Source organism: Pseudomonas sp. TMB3-21, assembly GCF_054898145.1.
Genome location: NZ_CM142718.1, coordinates 599,009 through 619,116, shown reverse-complemented (window position 1 = coordinate 619,116; position 20,108 = coordinate 599,009). Strand labels below are relative to the sequence as shown.

21 protein-coding genes are annotated in these 20,108 nt (G+C 57.7%); 7 read left to right on the top strand and 14 right to left on the bottom strand.

Going from position 1 to position 20,108, the window contains the following annotated elements; genetic code table 11:
- Positions 1-12: 12 nt before the first annotated feature.
- The 10 genes from ACYZTS_RS02960 to ACYZTS_RS02915 all read right to left on the bottom strand — a co-directional run bounded on the left by ACYZTS_RS02960 (position 13) and on the right by ACYZTS_RS02915 (position 7,455).
- On the bottom strand, positions 13-846 hold the full coding sequence (locus ACYZTS_RS02960; protein ID WP_028624669.1) for a transporter substrate-binding domain-containing protein: 834 nt from the start codon (positions 844-846) through the stop codon (positions 13-15).
- A gap of 46 nt (positions 847-892) precedes the next feature.
- On the bottom strand, positions 893-1,684 hold the full coding sequence (locus ACYZTS_RS02955; protein WP_461993902.1) for an amino acid ABC transporter ATP-binding protein: 792 nt from the start codon (positions 1,682-1,684) through the stop codon (positions 893-895).
- A 5-nt stretch (positions 1,685-1,689) separates the two neighbouring features.
- The gene (locus ACYZTS_RS02950; RefSeq protein WP_028624667.1) at positions 1,690-2,664 is read right to left on the bottom strand and encodes an amino acid ABC transporter permease; all 975 of its coding nucleotides are present in this window, start codon (positions 2,662-2,664) and stop codon (positions 1,690-1,692) included.
- A 231-nt stretch (positions 2,665-2,895) separates the two neighbouring features.
- A complete protein-coding gene (locus tag ACYZTS_RS02945; RefSeq protein ID WP_461993900.1) occupies positions 2,896-4,146 on the bottom strand; it encodes a 2-aminoadipate transaminase in 1,251 nt (416 codons plus the stop codon).
- 217 nt (positions 4,147-4,363) lie between these two features.
- Entirely contained in the window at positions 4,364-4,702 is a 339-nt protein-coding gene (locus ACYZTS_RS02940) for a HopJ type III effector protein (protein ID WP_028624211.1), read from the bottom strand.
- Positions 4,695-4,991, bottom strand: a complete 297-nt coding sequence (locus ACYZTS_RS02935) for a DUF1244 domain-containing protein (RefSeq protein ID WP_008026968.1) — start codon at positions 4,989-4,991, stop codon at positions 4,695-4,697. The genes ACYZTS_RS02940 and ACYZTS_RS02935 overlap by 8 nt, the downstream gene beginning before the upstream one ends.
- Before the next feature lie 67 nt (positions 4,992-5,058).
- A complete protein-coding gene (gene folX, locus ACYZTS_RS02930) occupies positions 5,059-5,430 on the bottom strand; it encodes a dihydroneopterin triphosphate 2'-epimerase (protein ID WP_461993897.1) in 372 nt (123 codons plus the stop codon).
- 2 nt (positions 5,431-5,432) lie between these two features.
- A complete protein-coding gene (gene folE, locus ACYZTS_RS02925) occupies positions 5,433-6,008 on the bottom strand; it encodes a GTP cyclohydrolase I FolE (protein ID WP_028624213.1) in 576 nt (191 codons plus the stop codon).
- 21 nt (positions 6,009-6,029) lie between these two features.
- Positions 6,030-6,740 (bottom strand): dihydromonapterin reductase, encoded by a 711-nt coding sequence (gene folM / locus ACYZTS_RS02920; protein ID WP_461993895.1) that lies wholly within the window; start codon positions 6,738-6,740, stop codon positions 6,030-6,032.
- Positions 6,741-6,900: 160 nt separating this feature from the next.
- Positions 6,901-7,455: an antibiotic biosynthesis monooxygenase gene (locus ACYZTS_RS02915; RefSeq protein WP_028624215.1), complete on the bottom strand. Its 555-nt coding sequence runs from the start codon at positions 7,453-7,455 to the stop codon at positions 6,901-6,903.
- A 209-nt stretch (positions 7,456-7,664) separates the two neighbouring features.
- On the opposite strand from ACYZTS_RS02915, the gene ACYZTS_RS02910 reads away from it, so the two are divergent.
- Positions 7,665-8,624 (top strand): MerR family transcriptional regulator, encoded by a 960-nt coding sequence (locus ACYZTS_RS02910; RefSeq protein ID WP_028624216.1) that lies wholly within the window; start codon positions 7,665-7,667, stop codon positions 8,622-8,624.
- Positions 8,625-8,639: 15 nt separating this feature from the next.
- Here ACYZTS_RS02910 and ACYZTS_RS02905 read toward each other — a convergent pair whose 3' ends face one another.
- Together ACYZTS_RS02905 and ACYZTS_RS02900 are read right to left on the bottom strand one after the other, a co-directional pair.
- On the bottom strand, positions 8,640-9,245 hold the full coding sequence (locus tag ACYZTS_RS02905; protein ID WP_028624217.1) for a hypothetical protein: 606 nt from the start codon (positions 9,243-9,245) through the stop codon (positions 8,640-8,642).
- Between the two features lie 66 nt (positions 9,246-9,311).
- Positions 9,312-9,776, bottom strand: a complete 465-nt coding sequence (locus ACYZTS_RS02900; protein WP_028624218.1) for a PAS domain-containing protein — start codon at positions 9,774-9,776, stop codon at positions 9,312-9,314.
- A gap of 102 nt (positions 9,777-9,878) precedes the next feature.
- Here ACYZTS_RS02900 and ACYZTS_RS02895 point away from each other — a divergent pair, with 102 nt between their 5' ends.
- From ACYZTS_RS02895 to ACYZTS_RS02880, 4 genes are all read left to right on the top strand, one after another.
- On the top strand, positions 9,879-10,334 hold the full coding sequence (locus tag ACYZTS_RS02895; protein ID WP_461993891.1) for a flavodoxin: 456 nt from the start codon (positions 9,879-9,881) through the stop codon (positions 10,332-10,334).
- A gap of 150 nt (positions 10,335-10,484) precedes the next feature.
- Entirely contained in the window at positions 10,485-11,267 is a 783-nt protein-coding gene (locus ACYZTS_RS02890; RefSeq protein ID WP_461993889.1) for a class II aldolase/adducin family protein, read from the top strand.
- On the top strand, positions 11,267-12,169 hold the full coding sequence (locus ACYZTS_RS02885; protein WP_461993887.1) for an alpha/beta fold hydrolase: 903 nt from the start codon (positions 11,267-11,269) through the stop codon (positions 12,167-12,169). The genes ACYZTS_RS02890 and ACYZTS_RS02885 overlap by 1 nt, the downstream gene beginning before the upstream one ends.
- A 241-nt stretch (positions 12,170-12,410) precedes the next feature.
- Positions 12,411-13,322 carry an SDR family oxidoreductase gene (locus ACYZTS_RS02880; RefSeq protein WP_461993885.1) on the top strand — a complete coding sequence of 304 codons (912 nt, stop codon included), beginning with the start codon at positions 12,411-12,413 and terminating at the stop codon, positions 13,320-13,322.
- A gap of 221 nt (positions 13,323-13,543) precedes the next feature.
- On the opposite strand, the gene ACYZTS_RS02875 is transcribed toward ACYZTS_RS02880, so the two are convergent.
- Positions 13,544-13,804 (bottom strand): bacteriocin immunity protein, encoded by a 261-nt coding sequence (locus ACYZTS_RS02875; RefSeq protein ID WP_461993883.1) that lies wholly within the window; start codon positions 13,802-13,804, stop codon positions 13,544-13,546.
- The gene (locus ACYZTS_RS02870) at positions 13,805-15,979 is read right to left on the bottom strand and encodes an S-type pyocin domain-containing protein (RefSeq protein ID WP_461993881.1); all 2,175 of its coding nucleotides are present in this window, start codon (positions 15,977-15,979) and stop codon (positions 13,805-13,807) included.
- A gap of 873 nt (positions 15,980-16,852) precedes the next feature.
- On the opposite strand from ACYZTS_RS02870, the gene ACYZTS_RS02865 reads away from it, so the two are divergent.
- Complete coding sequence (locus ACYZTS_RS02865; protein ID WP_461993879.1) at positions 16,853-18,646, top strand: DUF1302 domain-containing protein; 1,794 nt, start codon at positions 16,853-16,855, stop codon at positions 18,644-18,646.
- Between the two features lie 23 nt (positions 18,647-18,669).
- On the top strand, positions 18,670-20,037 hold the full coding sequence (locus ACYZTS_RS02860) for a DUF1329 domain-containing protein (protein ID WP_461993877.1): 1,368 nt from the start codon (positions 18,670-18,672) through the stop codon (positions 20,035-20,037).
- Positions 20,038-20,108 lie beyond the last annotated feature (71 nt).

The following is a 20,108-nucleotide window of genomic DNA, read 5'->3' as shown; positions in this document are numbered from 1 at the left end:
GATCGGTGCTGGTTATTTAATGGTCGAGTAATCGACGCCGTACCACTTGTCCGACAGCCTGGTCAGCGTGCCGTCCTTGTGCATCGCGGCGATGATTTCCGCCAGTTTGGCTTTCAGCTCCGGGTCACCCTTGTCGGTGGCCACGGCCAGCGGTTCGTAGAACGCCACGTTGTCATCGACGGCCCGCAACGGGTAACCCTTTTTGACGGCTGCATCGAGCGTGCTGCGTTGCGTGAGAATGGCGTCCAGGCGTGCGCCATCGCCCAGACGCAGATCGTCCAGCGGGCCGACGGAACCAGCGTAGGTTTTCATTTTTTCGGTTTTGACGTCATAAACCACAGGCGGCACGTCGGTGGTTTCAATGGCCAGCGCCTGGCTGAAATAGTCCTCGGAGGTGGTGCCGCCTTCGACGCCGATAGTCTTGCCATTCAGTGCTTTATGATCAGTGACCTTGGATTTGTCATGCACGGCAAACACGTACGGCACGTAGTAGTAAGTCCCGGGGAAATCGAGAATTCGTGCGCGACTTTTGGTTGCAGTCATTGAACCCACGGACACGTCCCAACGGCCGTTCCACTTGCCGGCGGTAATCACGTCCCAGTCTGGCGTGATGAATTTGGCCTCGACGCCAAGACGCTTGGCGATTTCTTTCGAGACGTCGATGTCAAAACCGTCGATTTCATTCTTGTCATTGATGAACCCTTGCGGCGGCCAGGTCGCCGACGTCGCGACGGTCAGCGTCTTGCTGCTCTGGATCTTGTCCAGCACCGCACCGGCATTGGCGGCGCCGACGAACAACAGTGACATGGCGGCTGCGAGGGTGATTGCGCGTTTTTTGCTGAGCATGTCCATCTCCACTTTTCGTTATTGTTTTGCGGCGGTAAAACGACTCTCAGTGACCGATGATCTGCGACAGGAATTTCTGCGCGCGTTCGGTCTGCGGATTGTTGAAAAATTCTGCCGGTGTCGCTTGTTCGATCACCTGGCCCTGATCCATGAACAACACGCGGTCGGCAACCTTGCTGGCAAAACCCATTTCGTGGGTCACGCAAATCATGGTCATGCCATCGGTGGCCAGTTCACCCATCACGTCCAGTACCTCGTGGACCATTTCCGGGTCGAGCGCGGACGTCGGTTCGTCGAACAGCATTACCTTGGGATTCATGCACAGCGCCCGTGCAATCGCCACGCGTTGTTGCTGGCCGCCGGACAATTGCGACGGATACTTGTGCGCGTGTTCGGCAATGCGCACGCGCTCCAGGTACACCTGCGCACGTTTTTTTGCCTCTGTGGATGACACGCCTTGTACCAGTTGCGGCGCCAGCGTCAGGTTGTCCATCACGCTCAGGTGCGGGAACAGATTGAAGCTCTGGAACACCATGCCGATTTCACTGCGCACGGCGCTGACACTTTCCGCTTCGCTGGTGAGGGTGATGCCATTGACCTTGATGTGGCCTTTCTGAAAATTCTCGAGGTGATTGATGCAGCGAATCATCGTCGATTTACCCGAGCCCGACGGCCCGCACACCACCAGGATTTCACCGCTGGCGACGGTCAGGTCGACATCGCGCAAGGCGTGAAAATTGCCATACCACTTGTTCAGGCCGGCGATGGAAATCATCGCCGGAGCGGTCGGCGCAAACGGCGTCGGCTGGAGTCTTTCGGCGGTACTGGTTGGAGTCATCACGATCAGCTCCTCACGGTGGAACGGTTGACCCGTTTTTCGATGCGCGCCTGCACCCGTTCGAGGATGAACGACAGCGCCCAGTAAATCATCGCAGCGGTGATCAGCATTTCCAGGTGGCGGAAATCCGCTCGGCCCTGGGTCTTGGCCAGGTACATCAGTTCCCACACGCCGATCACCGAGACCAGCGAACTGTCCTTGAGCATGGCGATGAACTGGTTCCCGGTGGGCGGGATGATCACGCGCAAGGCCTGGGGCATGATCACTTTGCTCAGCGTCTTGAACGGACTGATGTTCAACGCCCGCGATGCTTCCCACTGCCCGACGGGAATGCTCTGGATACCGGCGCGGAAGATTTCCGTCATGTACGCGCCGTAGCACAGCGACAGCGCGAGAATGCCGGCGGGCACCGCGTCGACCACATAACCGAGTTGCGGCAGCCCCAGGTAGATCAGGTAGATCTGAATCAGCAACGGCACGCCGCGAAAAAACGAGGTATAGAACGACGCGAGCGCGTTGGCCAAGCCGTTGTTCGACAGCTTGGCCACCGCGCCGATCAACGCCAGCACGAAGGCAATCACGATGGCGATCGCGGAGATGTACAACGTGGTGGCGGCGCCCTGAATGATCAGGAAGCCAACCTTGTCGAGGATGAAGCTGTAGGAGAGGTCGAAGGTGTCGAAGAATGCGAGGAACAGGATCAGCAATTCGATCCACACCACCGTGGTCTGCACTTTGAACTTCAGGCGTCCGAGAACGTGGAAGTTAAGCGTACCGAGGACTGCAATGCCCAGGCCGATGGTGATGTTGCGTGAGGTCAGGCTGTCCGGGGTATCGCCCAGCAGCGGATGCAGGAAGTGACTGAGGCCGCTGTTGCCGAGGTTCATCAGGTAGGAGCCGAGGAACAGCACCACGGCCACGCCGAGCAGGAATTGAGGATCGTTGGACTTTTTCTTATAAATTATATTGTCGTGATACATGGATGCCTCGGCTGGTCGGTACTGATGATCTCGCTAAGTAAAAGGTTTATCGATTCTGTAGCAGCGAGCTTGCTCGCGATGAACTTCAGGGCGACGCGTTTATTCAGAACATACTCGTTAACGTCCATCGCGAGCGAGCTCGCTCCTACACCGAGTATTGCGACGCAAAATCCGGGGCGACAAGCGAACATAATTCGCTATGTCATTCCCGAATTGCAGTTTGCTATCAAGTCAGCTCAGCTTCGCCAGGCACGCCTCGAGAATGTCCAGGCCTTCCTCCAGCACAGCCGCTTCGGTGGTCAGTGGCGCCAGCAGCCGGATGATGTGGCGCGACTTGCCGCTGGGCATCAGCAACAGGCCGGCGTCGCGGGCCAGCGCCAGCAATTGCGTCAGTTGTGCCGGGGCTGGCGTGCCATCAGCATGGGCCAGTTCGATACCGCGCATCGCACCGACGCCGGTCAGACGCCCCAGGTAAGGTGACAGGTTGCTCGCGCGCCAGGCTTGATAACGGCTGACGATCGCTTCTTCCTGCTGCGAGCCCCAGGCCTGCAGGTTGGCGTCGCTCATTTCATCCAGGGTGGCCAGCGCTGCAGCGCAGGCGATGGGGTTGCCCGAGTAAGTGCCGCCGAGTCCGCCCTTGGGCAAAATATCCAGCAGCGCCTTGCGTCCGACGACCGCACCCAGCGGCACGCCGCCGGCGATGCTTTTGCCCAGGAGGATCAGGTCCGGCTCGATGCCCAGCCGCGAAAACGCGAAGCGTTGCCCGGTGCGACCGAAGCCTGACTGGATTTCATCGGCGATCAGCACGATGCCTTTCTCGTCGCAGAAGCGCCGCAGCGCTTGAGCAAACTCGACGTCCAGCGCCAGGAAACCCGCTTCACCCTGCACCGGTTCGATGATGAAACAGGCTACGTCGTCGACATCGATTTCGACGCTGAACAATCGGTCCATCGCCTTCAGCGCCTCGGCGCAGGTCACGCCGTTGTCCTTGCTCGGGAAGGGCAAGTGATACACCGGCCCCGGCAATACGCCGACTTTTTGTTTGTACGGGGCGACTTTGCCATTGAGGTTGAGCGTGGCGAGGGTACGACCGTGGAACGCGCCATCGAAGGCGATGACCGCCGTGCGACCGGTCGCGCCACGGACGATCTTCAAGGCGTTTTCCGCCGCTTCCGCGCCGCAGTTGGTGAGCATGCCGCTGACGGGATAATCGACGGGAATAAACGCGGCGAGCCGATCCATGAAGTCGAGGTACGGCACATGCGGGGCAGCGTTGAAAGCGTAATGGGTCAGCCGGGTGGCTTGATCACGAATGGCCTCGACGATGCGCGGATGACAGTGGCCAAGGTTCAATACGCCGATGCCACCGACGAAGTCGATGTAGCGTTTGCCATCGGTGTCCCAGACTTCGGCATTTTTGCCGTGGCTGAGGGTGACGGGATGAACGATGTTGATCGACCGGCTGATGGTTTCGCTGCTCATGGATGACCGACTCAGAAGATGGGAGGCTTCTTTTATCTAAGCCGTGAGCGGTGCTGGCGGGCAAACGAAATAAAGTGGGTGGGTCAATCTTAAAAGTCGGGATGTGTGGTGGAAGATCAGAAGATCGCAGCCTCGTTTCACTCGACAGCTCCTACAGAGAAACACGAACGCTGTAGGAGCTGTCGAGTGAAACGAGGCTGCGATCTTTGATGTTGAATCAGCGGCGGGTCAGGGGCTGTTGCGCAAATTTCACGCCGGCCAGACCATGCGCAATCAGTGCGCGAATATTGCCATGATCGCTGCCTTCAGGCGTTGCCACCACCGAGCGGTAATGCTCACCGAATGCCAGCAGCGCTTCTTCATCGCTCAAGCCTTCCAGCAGCGCCAGACCCAGGGTCTTGCACGAACCTTCGTTCTGCCCGGCCGCATTCTCCACGCCGCCATTGGTGAACGCCTGAGGCTGGTAGTCGTAACCGGCCGCAATGAACGCCAGGGTTTCGGCGAAATTGTGTTCGCCGCTGTTGAGGCTGGCGCGCAGGGTGTTCAGATCATTCATTGGGTTTTCCTTTGGCAAACGCCGCCTGTTGTTCGGCGCTGGCTTCCTGCTGGTATTGGGCTTTCCACTCGGCGTACGGCATGCCGTAAACCACTTCGCGAGCGTCATCAAGGCTGACCTCGATCTGGCGTTCGTCGGCCGCGGCCTTGTACCACTTGGACAGGCAGTTACGGCAGAAACCCGAGAGGTTCATCAGGTCGATATTCTGCACATCCTTGCGGCTGTCGAGGTGCGCGACGAGCCGGCGAAAGGCGGCGGCTTCAAGTTCCAGGCGTTGCTGATCGGTCATGACGGCCTCTGTGGGTCAATGGTTGGCGCGGATGATAAAAGCCTGACGACCAATACGCCAGACGCGATCAGCGACCCGCCGCCAGCGTAATCGACACCGAGTCGGCAAAGCGCAACGCGTGGGGTTTGTCGACTTCGACTTCGGCGTATTGCACTGATTCATTGACCATCACCAGATCGAGAATCTCCTGGGTCAGCCGTTCCAGCAACGCAAAGCGATTGCCTTCGACATGGGCGATGATCGCCTTGGTGATGGTGCGGTAATTCAGCGCGTGCTCGATGTCGTTGTCGCGCACCGCTTCCTGGGCCGCGTACAAAATGGTCAGGTTGATCAAGACATCCTGCTTGTTGAGGATTTCATCCTCGTTGATGCCGATAAAGGTCCGCAGGCACAGGTCCTTGACCCGGATGCGTGCGGTGCCTGGTTGAAGTTGTGGCATTGCTACTTGCTCCGTCCAATCAATTGCAGAAACTCCTGACGGGTGTTGCTCGAGTCGCGAAAGGCACCGAGCATCACCGAGGTGTTCATGGTCGAATTCTGTTTCTCGACACCGCGCATCATCATGCACATGTGCCGCGCCTCGATGACCACCGCGACACCAGCGGCATCGGTCACCTGCTGCACCGCATCGGCGATTTGCCGGGTGAGGTTTTCCTGAATTTGCAGGCGTCGGGCGAACATGTCCACCAACCGCGCAATCTTCGACAGCCCCAGCACTTTGCCCGTTGGAATATAGGCCACATGGGCCTTGCCGATGAAGGGCAGTAAATGGTGTTCGCACAGCGAATACAGCTCGATGTCGGCGACGATGATCATTTCATCGGTGTCCGAGGCAAACAATGCGCCATTGACGATTTCTTCGACACTTTGTTCATAGCCATGACACAGGTACTGCATGGCTTTGGCCGCGCGCACCGGTGTATCGCGCAGGCCTTCGCGGTCGGGATTTTCACCCAGGCCGATAAGAATGTCGCGGTAGTTCTCGGGCAGGGAATTGTGGTGCAGGGATAACGTCATGGAGCATCCTCGCGGGGCCGCTTATTTGATGTGCCGGCCGCCATTGACGGTCAGGGTAGTGCCGGTGACATAAGGGTTGTCGAGCAGGTAGCGCAGGCTCTGGTAGATGACTTCGCTACCGGGTTCGATGCCCAGTGCAGATTTCGCCAGCGCCTTGCTGCGGTACGCCGCGTCGTCTTCAGGGTTGAACAGTAGCAGGGCCGGCGCGATGCCGTTGACCTTGATGGCGGGCGCGTACCGGGCGGCGAAGGACAGCGTCAGGCTGTCGAGCCCGGCCTTGCTCGCACAGTAGCCGATGTGTTTGCTGCTGCCCTTGCGGGTCACGTCGTCGGTGATGTGCACGATGTCGGCCGGGGTTGACCGGTGCAGCAGGTCGGCGCAGTGCAAATTGATCAGGTAGGGCGCCAGCATGTGCACGTTGAACATACGGGTAAAGGCTGCAGCGTCGGTGTCCGGTGATTCCGCCAGCCACTCGGATGCGTTGTGCACGATGGCGCGGAGGCTCTCGGTATGCGTTGTCAGTTCGTTGATGAAGGCCAGGATGCCCGCTTCAGTGGCGAAGTCCGCGAACAGCGCCGTCGCCCCGAGGTCGCGCAACGTCTGCACGCCGCTGCGCTCGCTGCGGTAGGTGAAAATCACCGGGTGGCCGTCTTCGAGCAAACGCTGTGCGCAGTGCAGGCCGACACGCTGGCCGGCACCGGTGATGAGGATCGGGGCAGATGAAGAGGTCATGAACGGCTCGCGTCGCGGTGAGAACAAAAACTATACCAGCGACGGGGGCTTCTCACCTCTATGGGCGCAAAGCCTGGTGGGAGCAAAGCTTGCTCGCGATCAATGGAAACACGGTTCCGTGGGATGACCGCGTTATCGTTCTTCGCGAGCAAGCTTGCTCCTAGGGGTTAATGGTTTTGCGGAGCGTCGTCGGGGTGTTTAGCCAACCGGCCAGCAGTCTGGTCGAAAGCGGGATAAACAGGTACACCATCAACGGCGTCAAGCACAGCGTGCTGATCAACACGCGTGGCAGCAGGCTCAACTCATCGAGCAACGGCCCCAATCCAAAGTTGAACATCAGCGACACCGGGAAGAATGCCAGCCAGATTGCCACTGCCTGTTTCCAGCGCGGTGGACGCTGGCCAGTCGCGCCAAACCAGCCCTCGATGCCACTGACCCGATGCTCGGTGGGATCGGCAAACAAGTCACTGCCGCGCTCCAGCCAAGCGGTCCGCGAGGCGGAATGCTCCCAGGCGTGCATCGTCTGTTCATCGGCGAAACGAAAAATGATCTGGAATTCATCATCCTCGGGTGGCGGTGCAAGCACGCCAGAGCCGAGATAACCTTGAAAATCGGTGGCCAGCTGTTCGCCTTCGCGCAGCCAGACCATCAAATCCTGATAACGACCTTCGGCAACGCGACGAGCGACCATCAGCGTGACGGGTGAGGTAGACATTGTGTATCTCCATGAGACTGATGCGTTGCTCCGGGTAGGAGCTACGCAGGCGCAACGGGGGTAGGGAGCTGCGCCTGTGCAACCAGCAAAAAACGTTCCGCATTCTATAGGTATGGCCCGCACGGCAGGTCAATCATCGGTGCCTTGAATTATCCCGGCCGCAGAAGGTTACAATGGGATCCAAATCGTACAAGGACGTGAATTGTTAAATGCCTGTCATCACTGACACTGCCCCGGCTCTTCAGCCCGGTACCGCACCTGGCCCGGAACTGCTGCATCCCATTCGTGAGGTGGCGCGACTGACCGGTGTCAATCCGGTCACCTTGCGTGCCTGGGAGCGCCGATACGGCCTGATTCAGCCAACGCGCACTGATAGCGGGCATCGCCTGTACTCAATGAGCGATATTGAACGGGTGCGCACTATTCTCGACTGGATCGATCGCGGCGTCGCCGTCAGTAAAGTCGGCAAGATACTGGTCAAAACCGCGCCGCTGCAGGTTTCATCGCACAACCTTCCCCGTGAGCTGGTGCAAACCGATCATGCGCAATGGCAGGAGCAGCTCAAGTCTGCGGTCAGCGATTTCGATGTGGTGCAACTTGATCAGGTCTATGGACAGATTTTTTCCAGTTACCCGCTAACGGTAGTTTTTCAGCACATCCTCCTGCCGTTGTGGAAGCAATTACAGCATCGACAGGAAGCCTTCGGACACGCCAGTGAATGGATTTTCTTCGATGGTTTTTTGCGCTCGCGTGTAGTGCAACGCCTGTCGCTGGCGCGCGTGACGGTCGCCCGAAGAGTCGTCGTTTGTGCCCTGGACGATCGCTGTCACGAACTCGAACTGTTAGTGGCGGCGTTGTTGCTCAGTAATTCCGATTACGCGCTTCAGGTCATGGCAGTCGGGCAGCCGTTCGATGAGCTGACGCTGGTGTGCGAAAGGATCAAACCCCAAGCGCTCGTGCTTTTCTCCAATCACGCACCCGCCGCCCAGCTGTCACATCTGCTGAACCGACTGGCGCTGAGCATTGATTGTCAGCTGCTGCTGGCAGGTGAGGTCGCCGAACTGGCGCAGGAAAACCTGACCGGATCATCAATCGGCTGCTTGGGAAGTGAGGGAACGCAGATGCGCCAGCGTTTGAAACAGTTCCTGGCTGGCGGCCTGGACACTTGAGGCGGGCGAAGTAAATCAGAGGTGCAGAGCGGGGTGGGTGAGGCGATGCTGCTGAAGGATGTACTGGCGCAGGCGTTCGGTTTCGTCTTTGTCGCCCTGGTTCAACTGATAGGCAAAGTAGCCGCGATCGGTTTCTTTTTCGAAGGTGCCACGCAAGGCAATGCGCTCATAGCCCGAAGGGCTGAACCAGAGCGCGAAATGCTTGGGAGGTTTGGTCTTGTTGCGCACTTCCAGCAGAACACCTTTGAACGACACCTCGTGCACCCACATCGTACCGGGCTGGCCGTTGGCATTCTCCAGCGCTACCGGCTCTTCAAGGACTAACCGCCAAGGCCGAATCATCGGGCCGTCTTCGTAAATGCTGGGAACGCCCAAACGAAGATGCAGCGCATGAAATTCGTCTTCCACCAGGTGCAGCGGAAAGGTCATTTGTTGATTGTCGAAGTTGGCCTGAATAGTCACTTGCTCATTTGCAGCAAGGCGCGTCAGCAGATCACGAATCTGTGAACCCCCGTTGACCAGCAGGCTCGACGTCGCATCCCGTACATTGAGTTGCGGGTTGTGCTGCATGGTCTGGATGAAATCCAGCTCATCCTGGGTCAAGAGCGTGTCGCGTTGCATGATCTACTCGAAAGAAATGGCCACAAAGTCATCGGTGATTGTAGTTAATGACTATTAATTCGCATTTTAGTTTGCGCCGTTGGTCGCTTTTAATGCGGACAACTCCCTTTTAAGCTCTGCCACTTGCGCTTCGAGCTGCGCTACGCGCTGTTGAGCCTTGACTTGCAGAGTGACATCTTTTTGCACTCCGACGAAATAAGTCTGGCCATCGCCCGGATTTTTTACCGTTGAAAGCGATAACTCGTTCCAGAACGGCGTTCCATCCTTGCGATAATTGTGCAGGATCTCGCGGCAGGAGCCGCCATGATCGAGCGTTTCGCGAACCACGCGCAGGGACGCTTGATCCCGATCTCCAGCCTGCAGAAAACGGCAATCCTGATAGAGGATTTCTTCGCTCGAGTAGCCCGTCAGTCGCTCGAATGCGGGGTTCACGTAAATCAGGATGTTGTCCTGCTCGCCTTCTTTTTCAGCGATCACAATGCCTTCGTTCGACGCATCGATAATCATTTGCAGCAATTGCGCGTTGATCATTTGCAGAGTCCTTTGCGGGTGATTGATCGTCTGCATTCTAAAAGAACATTCAGGGTCGTGCTGTTAAGATCCTTCCCTTTATTAAGCTTCAGGACCCGATTGATGAAAGTTGCCATCCTTTCCGGCTCGGTGTACGGCACGGCCGAAGAAGTTGCCCGTCATGCTGCCAGCATTTTGAAAGCTGCCGGTTTCGAGACGTTCTACAACTCGCGCGCGACCCTTGCAGAGCTTCAGGCGTTCGGCCCGGAGGCTTTTCTCGCCGTGACGTCGACCACCGGCATGGGCGAGCTGCCCGACAATCTGCAGCCTTTGTATTTTGCCATCCGCGATCAGTTGCCGGCGGCGTGGCGTGGTTTGCCGGGGGCCGTGATCGGCCTGGGCGATGCCAGTTATGGCGATACTTTTTGCGGCGGTGGCGAGCAGATGCGTGAACTGTTTGCCGAGCTGGGCCTGCGTGAAGTGCTGCCGATGCTGCGTCTGGACGCCAGCGAAAGTGTCACGCCGGAAGCCGACGCAGAACCGTGGCTGGCTGAACTGGTCGATGCACTACACCAATGATCTGACACTCATGAATCCAGTAATTCCGGGCCTTTCGAGTTCCTGACTCGCTAGGCCATCAAGCTGGCTGGCAATGCAACTACCCGAATACCGAGGGCTGACTAGACTGCTTCACGTGTGCATAAAAACAAGAACAGGAGTTTCCTTGCCGTGAGCGTAGCCCCCATCCAGTCGCCATCCAGCGTTCAGCATCAGGTCAGTGCCGCCGAGTGGCAGACCCGCGTCGACCTGGCGGCCTGTTACCGTTTGGTCGCCCAGCATGGCTGGGACGATCTGATCTTCACGCACATCTCGGCCAAGGTGCCAGGCACCGAAGATTTCCTGATCAACCCGTTCGGCCTGATGTTCCACGAGATCACCGCATCCAGCCTGGTCAAGGTCGATCAGGCCGGACACAAACTGATGGACAGCCCGTACGAAATCAATCCGGCGGGGTACACGATCCACAGTGCAGTGCACGAAGTGCGTCACGATGTGGTTTGCGTGCTGCACACGCACACGGCGGCAGGTGTTGCGGTGTCGGCGCAGAAACAGGGCATCTTGCCGATCAGCCAGCAGTCGTTATTCGTGCTGTCCAGCCTGGCTTATCACGCCTACGAAGGCGTCGCACTGAATCACGAGGAGAAAGCGCGGTTGCAAGCCGACCTCGGTGAAAACAACTTCCTGATGTTGCACAACCACGGCCTGCTGACCTGTGGCAGCACCGTCGCCGACACCTTCCTGATGATGTTTACCTTCCAGCGCGCCTGCGATATCCAGGTGCTGGCGCAGAACGGAGGGGCGGAATTGATCGCCATCGAACCGCAGATTCTGGCGGGCGCCAAGGCGATGATTGCGGGCGTCACCAAAAGTGCTCAAGGCATGGGGGGCGCGCTGGCCTGGCCGGCGTTGTTGCGCAAACTCGATCAACTGGATCCGGGATATAAATCCTGATGCCTCTCGCCGAGATCCCGTTGTGTGTCTGGCGCAAGCGCAGCCAGACGTTCATGTTCCATGGTCATGCCATTCGTTACTGGACGGCAGGGCAGGGCGAACCGCTGTTGCTCATTCATGGTTTCCCGACCGCCAGTTGGGACTGGCATTTTCTATGGCAACCGCTGGCTCAGCGCTACCGTTTGATCGCTTGCGACATGCTGGGTTTCGGCGATTCAGCCAAACCGGTTAATCATGAGTACAGCTTGCTCGAACAGGCTGATTTGCAACAGGCACTGCTCGAGCACCTGAACGTCGAAACGCCTGTGCACATTCTCGCCCACGATTATGGCGACAGCGTGGCGCAGGAATTGCTGGCCCGGCATTATGAGGCGCGCATCGAGCTCGCCAGTTGCGTGTTCCTCAACGGTGGCCTGTTTCCGGAAACCCATCGCCCGGTACTCATGCAAAAACTGCTGCTCAGCCCATTGGGCTGGATGATTGGGCGGGCCTTCTCGCGCGAGGCGCTGGTGAAGAGTTTTCGGCAGATATTCGGTCCGCACACCCGCCCTACGGAAAGCGAGATGGATGATTTCTGGAGCCTGATCGATAGCAATCACGGGCCGCGCATTATTCACAAACTCATCGCATACATCCCTGAACGGCGAATTCAGCGGGACCGCTGGGTGCTGGCGATGCAGCGTGGCGAAGTGCCGTTGAGGGTGATTGATGGCGAGGTCGATCCGATTTCCGGAGCGCACATGGTCAAGCGTTACCAGGAACTGATTCCAGACGCTGATACCGTGCTGTTGCCCAGCATCGGCCATTACCCGCAGACCGAAGCGCCGGCGCAGGTGCTGCAGCATTATCTGGCGTTTCGCGGCCGGTTGATCCCTTTGCCGCGTAAGGTGGCTTTTTCCTGAGTCGATGCTGAAAGATCGCAGCCTCGTGTTACTCGACAGCTCCTACAGGGATATCGGTGATCCCGATGTAGGAGCTGTCGAGTAACACGAGGCTGCGATCTCTAATGGTCCCCCCAATCCCAAAACCGCATCATCCCCCAGCCTTATCGAACACCATTCAGACTCACCCGTGTTCGTTGTGACCCGCAGCGCCGTGCCTGACACTCGGACGCACTGTCCCCTTGGCCTGCTGGAGTCCCCCATGAATGAATCTGTGCGCTTCGAAGATAAAGTCGTGATCATCACGGGGGCCGGTGGCGGCCTCGGACGCGCGCATGCGTTGCTGTTCGCTGCGCAGGGCGCGAAGGTGCTAGTCAACGATCTCGGTGGCTCGGCTCAGGGGGAGGGCGCTAACGCTTCGGCGGCAGACCGCGTAGTGGCGGAAATTCGTCAGGCCGGCGGCATTGCCGAGGCCAACCACGACTCGGTCACCGACGGTGACAAGATCGTGCAGAATGCGCTGGATGTTTTTGGCCGTGTCGACGTGGTCGTCAACAACGCCGGGATCCTGCGGGACAAGACCTTCCACAAAATGGACGACGCCGACTGGGATCTGGTTTACCGCGTCCACGTTGAGGGCGCCTACAAAGTCACCCGCGCCGCGTGGCCGCATCTGCGCGAGCAAAACTATGGCCGCGTGATCTTCACCGCCTCCACTTCGGGCATCTACGGCAACTTCGGCCAGTCCAACTACGGCATGGCCAAGCTCGGCCTTTACGGCCTGACCCGCACCCTCGCTATCGAAGGTCGCAAACACAACATCCTCGTCAACGCCATCGCCCCCACCGGCGGCACGCGCATGACCGAAGGCCTGATCCCGCCGCAAGTATTCGAACAGCTAAAGCCGGAACTTGTCAGCCCGCTGGTGGTGTATCTGGCCAGCGAAAACTGTCAGGAAACGTCGGGACTTTTCGAAGTCGGCGGTGGCTGGATGGGCAAGGTTCGCTGGGAGCGCAGCCTGGGTGCGGGTTTCGATCCCCGGGTGGGTTTCTCGCCGGAAGATGTGGCGGCGCATTGGGCGCAGATTTGTGATTTCGAGGGTGCGGCGCATCCGAAAGATAATATTGAAGCGTTGAAGGAGATGATGGGGAATTTGCAGAGGTTTTCGATTTAAGGGTATGAGGGCCCCAAGCCGCAGTGTGCGACTTGGGGCGTCATTTTTATCAGCCGTATTTTCTTTCTGTTACAAATAGTGGAGCTTTCCAGTTAGGTCCTTTAACGGCAATCGGACCAACGCCGTTAGCCAGAACATCTTCTTCGAAAAGCCTTCCTCGGTGTAGAGTTGGCTGGGTCATAAGCCAAACCGTCAGGTTGCGACGGCTTGGCGTTTGGTAACTATTCAGGTTTGAAGCCTGGCTTTCCGTTTGCTGCTCGCCAATCTTTGATGGCTTTTAAAACCCCTTCCGGACTGTCTTCAACTCCGTCTTCTGGGTAATACAAAATGCCCGTGCCGTTTGGATGTTCCGAAGTGGATACAATATTTTCGACTATGGCGTCGTGCTCTTCCTCTGTTGAATAATCGCCTACGACCAGTCGATTGATGAGGTGGATATACTCCGATTCGGTATATTCTTCGAATTTGCTTTTGAAATTCATTTAAAATCTTCCTCTATTGGAGTGGGTTGCGATGTGCTGCTTCGGGGTCAATACACGAAGATTGTCTACGTCGTAGACCGAGCCGCCTTCGCTGATTGGTATGGTGTGATGGATTTCAAGTTTTTTTCTCCCGCCTACTTGCTCTGAAGGATGAGCGCTTGGTGATAAACCTTTCTGAATATCGTATTTGTTGAACAATGTGAACTGCCTAACCAACACGTCGTCATTCGCCACTGCTCTCCAGAACTCCCTGCGAAACGCCTTAAAGCTTGAGAATTCTCTTCCACGGAGTTTATCTGCAATTTGAGCGGGAATAGGCGCCCCTTCCGGTGTGGAGGTAGCCCCCGTCCAACTTCCCGATACAGACTGTCCAACACCGCTCGCAACACCCGGCTCGCTTCGCCGATCCCTGAACATCACATACTGAGGCGGAATTCCCGATTCGATCGGGAAAACAGTAATGAAGCCTCCAAAACTGTAGTGCTCAAGCTCCGGGAACGTATCAATCCTGCCTTCGCCAGCGGTCAGGAGAGTACCGTCGTAGATCACGATATTCGATACGGCCGCCGGCAACGTGGTGGAGGCGTTACTCGGCGAAGCAATTGGCGTCCAGGTCATGCCGATTGACGGGGTATCCGCTTGGTAGGACCTGTAGGCATTCAGTTCTGGATCGAAAGTGGCGAGTTGCACCGGTGCGGTGCCAGGCACCGTAGTGCCGTTTGTGGCAACGACGAAGAACTCGGTGGTGTTGCCCACCGTTTTGGAGCCGATAGCGACTGGCAGTTCGACCACTCCACCGGCTTCGGCAATGGAGTACAAGTTGTCGGGGTTGTGGGGTATCAGGTCCGAGAGAGGGACGCTCAAGGCGTGCAGACTATCGGGCTCGTAATCCGACAGCACGAGGCTCCAGGCCTGGAGCTTGTCGGGCTCCAGATCCGAGAGGGGCACGCTCATTTGACGGCGATCACCGTTACCCAATGACGAGGGAAACACTAGCGCCGCGAATCCGACAGCGACCGCGGAACCGGCTAATGACGCTGCGGCGGCACCGGTCTGAAGAGCGGCTCTGACTGCCAGGGTCATTGCAGCACTGGTTGCCAGACGGCCAGTTGCCAGCGTGATTACCGGGCCGGCTGCCGCGGCCGAGCCAGAAACAGGAAATGGGCGACTGGCTTGGGCGGCGTCCCGTGCGTCGAACATCGCTACCAGTGCATCTACTTGAGCGCGATCCTCCGCACGCTTTTGTGCCTTTAACGCCTCGCGTGCCGCCTCATTCTGCCGTTCAATTTCGGCTTGCGCTGCTAACCTAGCCTGTTCCACAGCGATCTGTTTCGCCTGCGCTTGCGCTGCAATTCGGGCTTGCTCGGCTGCTATTTTTTCAGCTTCGGCCAGAACTGCAACCCGGGCTTGCTCAGCCGCCACTCGCGCGGATTCGGCCAGTGCCGAAATTCGGGCTTGCTCGGCTGCTAAGTGCATAGCTTCGGCCAGTGCTGCAACACGCGCTTGCTCAGCCGCAGCGATCTGTTCTTGCACTTGTGCAGCGGCAAGCAGGCTTTGTACGTGTGCTTGCTGATTGTTTAATAGCTGAATCTGCTCAGTTAGCAGTTTAGCCGTGTAGGCAGACTGGTAAGAGTTTGCCCATTTTGAATAAGCAGGCCCATAGGGGGTAACCGATCTGTCCAGAGCATGAGCTCGGAATAGATAATCCGCGATAGTTGCATTGAGCGGACTGTGGCCGTAGAAATCATTAGCCTGCACCGTATAAGCGTAAAGTGCGGCCGTCTTTTGCTGTATTAATATGTTCCTGATATTGAGTTCGTGCTGATATGACTGTGTAAGTGTAGTCACATGCGCCGGATGTAACCCTCTTGCAGTAGCGAGCTCAACGTCAGTTAGCCTCGGCAAGTCCTGAGACTTCGCCGAGTAATCGTTTTTTACCCATGCCTGCGTGGCTTTTATTTTATCTCTTGTTTCACGTCTGAGGCCTTCGGTATGGGTGATGCCTGAGCCCATTCCGCCAGGGCGGGTTGGCGGAACACGAAAACCTCCACCTGCTGGATTTGTTCCGGGCTTTGGTTGTTTTCCGACGTAGGTGGTGTCTAGATAGACGGTACTGTTTTCTCCGTTAACAGTTGTCTGTGCCAGGTCCAGCGGAGGACCGTGTTTCTCGATCATGATTTATCTTCCTTGAGCAATAAGTGGGTAATGCTCAATCAGATGACTTTAAGGCACATCAAACTGGGTCTGAACTGGTTGTGAGGAGTTCGATATAGAAATTGACTGAAAATTCACGGGTTAGACATGTAAGGAGAATTCTCTTACGTCTTATCAGATATTTCTTATGTGTTTGCAGGATGATTCTTGTGAGATATGTTTAAGCAATAAGGAAATTCTCGCTCTGCAAAAAAACCAGCGCACATAAAAAAGGCCGCTGCAAACGCAGCGGCCAAAGTAAGACGTGGATCAAGGAGCAACAAATCAACGTCAGAGAACACGGGGGAGGCGATGTGGTAACAACGCCTCGAATGCTTTGCTGACAGACCGGATTAACCTGCCTGATATTTCACGGCGATTGCCGTGACAGCCCGTCAAGAATAAGCCCTGGTGCGCACAGGAAAAATATCGATTCCAGACATGCACTGTTACAGCCTCGGCAACAGTGCGCGCCTCCCTCGTGCGCACCACCATCCCTTGTAGCAGCTGGCGCAGCCTGCGTCCGGCTGCGCAGCAGTCGCCGGTTTGTCGTATCCAGTCGATGTCATCGGTAGCTTGACGGCTGCTGCGCAGCCGGACGCAGGCTGCGCCAGCTGCTACGGGATGGTGGTGCGCATGACGCAGGCTTCGCCAGCTGCTACGGGGATGTTGGTCGCCTGCCTCATGCATTGCGCTGATGGCGCTCCATCCAGCCCGCCCATACCCTGCGCAAATCCCCCCACCACAAGGCCATTCATCCTTTAGAGGTACACGGCAAATACCTCCTTCGTGCGCTTATCGCTCTCGGCGTGCGGCAGTAGGGTGGGGCCTTCTGTCACTCACCGGGGAAGACGCATGACAAAAACAACAATGCGCGCCATCTTCAAACCGCACGCGCTTGCCGCTGCGGTGGCCATGGGTTGCTGTGCCCAGGCACAGGCGGTTTCATTCAATATCGGCGAAATTGAAGGAACGTTCGATTCCTCGCTGTCCGTGGGGGCGAGTTGGGGCATGCGCGATGCCGAGAGCTCGTTGGTGGGCATTCCCAATGGCGGAACCGGCCAGGCGTCGACCGGTGATGACGGGCGTTTGAATTTCAAGAAAGGCGAAACCTTCTCCAAGATCTTCAAGGGCATCCATGACCTCGAATTGAAGTACGGCGATACCGGCGTGTTCGTCCGTGGCAAATACTGGTACGACTTCGAACTGAAGGACGAAGACCGCGAGTTCAAGCCGATCAGCGATCGCAACCGCAAGGAAGGCTCCAAGTCTTCCGGTGCGCAGATTCTCGATGCCTTCGTCTATCACAATTATTCGATCGGCAATTTGCCTGGCACTGCCCGCGCCGGCAAGCAGGTGGTCAGTTGGGGCGAAAGTACCTTCATCGGCAACTCCATCAACAGCATCAACCCGGTGGACGTTTCCGCGTTTCGACGTCCCGGCGCGGAGATCAAGGAAGGCCTGATTCCGGTGAACATGTTGTTCGCCTCGCAGGGGCTGACTGAAAAGCTCACCGTGGAAGGTTTCTATCAGCTGGAGTGGGATCAGACGGTTCTCGATAACTGCGGTACTTTCTTCGGCGGAGACGTAGCAGCAGACGGTTGCACCACTGGCTACACCGTTGCCAGCCCGGCGATTGCGCCGCTGCAACCGATAGCGGCTGCGTTCGGCCAGGGCTTCCAGGTCAGCCGTGAAGGCGTGATCGTGCCCCGTGGCAGTGACCGCGACGCCCGCGATTCCGGGCAATGGGGCACAGCGTTGCGCTGGCTCGGGGATGACACCGAGTACGGTCTGTACTTCATGAATTACCACAGCCGCACACCCAACGTCGGCACCATGACGGCGGGCCCGGGCACGCTGGCGCGGATACCCGGCATCACCGCTGCGGCCAATGCCATTGCGCCCGGCAGCGGTGGGGGATTGGCCCAGAGCGTGATGCTCGGTCGCGGTCAGTATTACCTTGAGTACCCGGAAGACATTCGCCTGTACGGCGCAAGCTTCTCCACCACACTGGCCACAGGAACGGCGTGGACCGGCGAGATCAGCTACCGGCCCAACCTGCCCGTGCAGATCAACACCAATGACCTGACCCTGGCTCTGCTCAACCCTATCGCCGGCGGTGCGGCATCACCGATCGCCAGCGCACCTGGCGCCGACAACAAGGGTTATCGGCGCAAGGAAGCAACTCAGATTCAGAGCACCCTGACCCACTTCATCGATCAAGTGGCAGGTGCCGATCGGCTGACCCTGGTGGGCGAGGCGGCAGTGGTTCATGTCGGCGGGCTGGAAGGTCGCAGCAAGTTGCGTTACGGCCGCGATTCGGTCTACGGCCAATACGGTTTTGGCGGTGACACCGACGGCTTTGTCACATCGACATCCTGGGGCTACCGGGGCCGCGCGATCCTTGATTACAACAACGTGATTGCTGGCATCAACTTCAAACCCAACCTGTCCTGGTCACACGACGTCTCCGGTTATGGCCCCAATGGCCTGTTCAACGAAGGCGCGAAAGCGATCAGCGTCGGCGTCGATGCCGACTACCGCAACTCCTATACCGCGAGCTTGAGTTACACCGATTTCTTCGGCGGTGACTACAACACCCTGGAAGACCGCGACTTCCTGGCGCTGAGCTTCGGTGTGAACTTCTGATCTGGCTGAGAAGGATGATTTCAATGCGCAAGATGATTCTGCAATGTGGTGTTCTGGCCCTGAGCCTGTTGGCGGCCAACGTGATGGCCGCGGTATCGCCGCAGGAAGCCAGCAAACTCGGGACCAGCCTCACGCCGCTGGGCGCCGAAAAGGCCGGTAACGCCGACGGCTCGATCCCGGCCTGGACCGGTGGTATCGGCAAGAATGCGGGAGCGGTGGACAGCAAAGGGTTCCTGGCCGACCCGTTCGCCAATGAAAAACCGCTGTTCACGATCACCGCGGCAACCGTGGACAAGTACAAGGACAAACTCTCCGATGGCCAGATAGCGATGTTCAAGCGCTATCCGGAAACCTACAAAATCCCTGTTTACCCGACCCATCGCACGGTGGCCGTGCCGGCGGATATCTACGAATCGGCCAAACGCAGCGCCCTCAACGTCACGCCCATCAACGACGGCAACGGGCTGGCCAATTTCACCGGCAATCGCTATTACGCGTTTCCGATTCCGAAAAATGGCGTCGAGGTGATCTGGAACCACGTCACCCGATATCACGGCGGTAACCTGCGCCGGACCATCACCCAGGCGACGCCGCAGTCCAATGGTGATTTCACCGTGATCCGCTTCAAGGATGAAGTGGCTGTGCCTTCGTTGCTCGGTGACTTGAAGCCAGGCAGCGAAGAAAACGTACTGAGTTATTTCAAGCAGGAAGTGACTGCGCCGGCGCGACTGGCGGGCAATGTGCTGCTGGTTCACGAGACGCTCGATCAAGTCAAGGAACCGCGCAAGGCGTGGATCTACAACGCCGGCCAGCGACGTGTGCGGCGTGCTCCGCAAGTGGCGTATGACGGCGTCGGTACGTCGTCGGACGGCTTGCGCACCACCGATAACTTCGACATGTTTTCCGGCGCGCCGGACCGCTACGACTGGAAGCTGGTCGGCAAGAAAGAAATGTACATTCCCTACAACAGTTACAAACTCGACTCGCCCAACCTCAAATACACCGACGTGATCAAGGCCGGGCATATCAATCAGGACCTGACCCGCTACGAGTTGCATCGCGTCTGGGAAGTAGTCGCTACGGTCAAGCCTGGCGAGCGCCATGTGTATGCCAAGCGCCACATGTACATCGACGAAGACAGCTGGCAGGTGGCCCTGGCCGATCATTATGACGGTCGCGGCCAGCTCTGGCGGGTTGCCGAAGGGCACGCGCAGTTCTATTACGATCATCAGGTGCCGGCTTACACGGTAGAAGCACTGTATGACCTGATCGCCGGTCGTTACATCGCGCTGGGCATGAAAAACGAGGAGAAGCGCAGCTTCGAATTCGGAATCGACGCCAAAGCAGGGGATTACACGCCAGCAGCACTGCGGAGTACAGGGGTGAGGTAAACAGTCCTACAGGCATCACAGAAAAAGGTGACTTTGCGGTCACCTTTTTTATGGGGACCAATAAGCGTTTT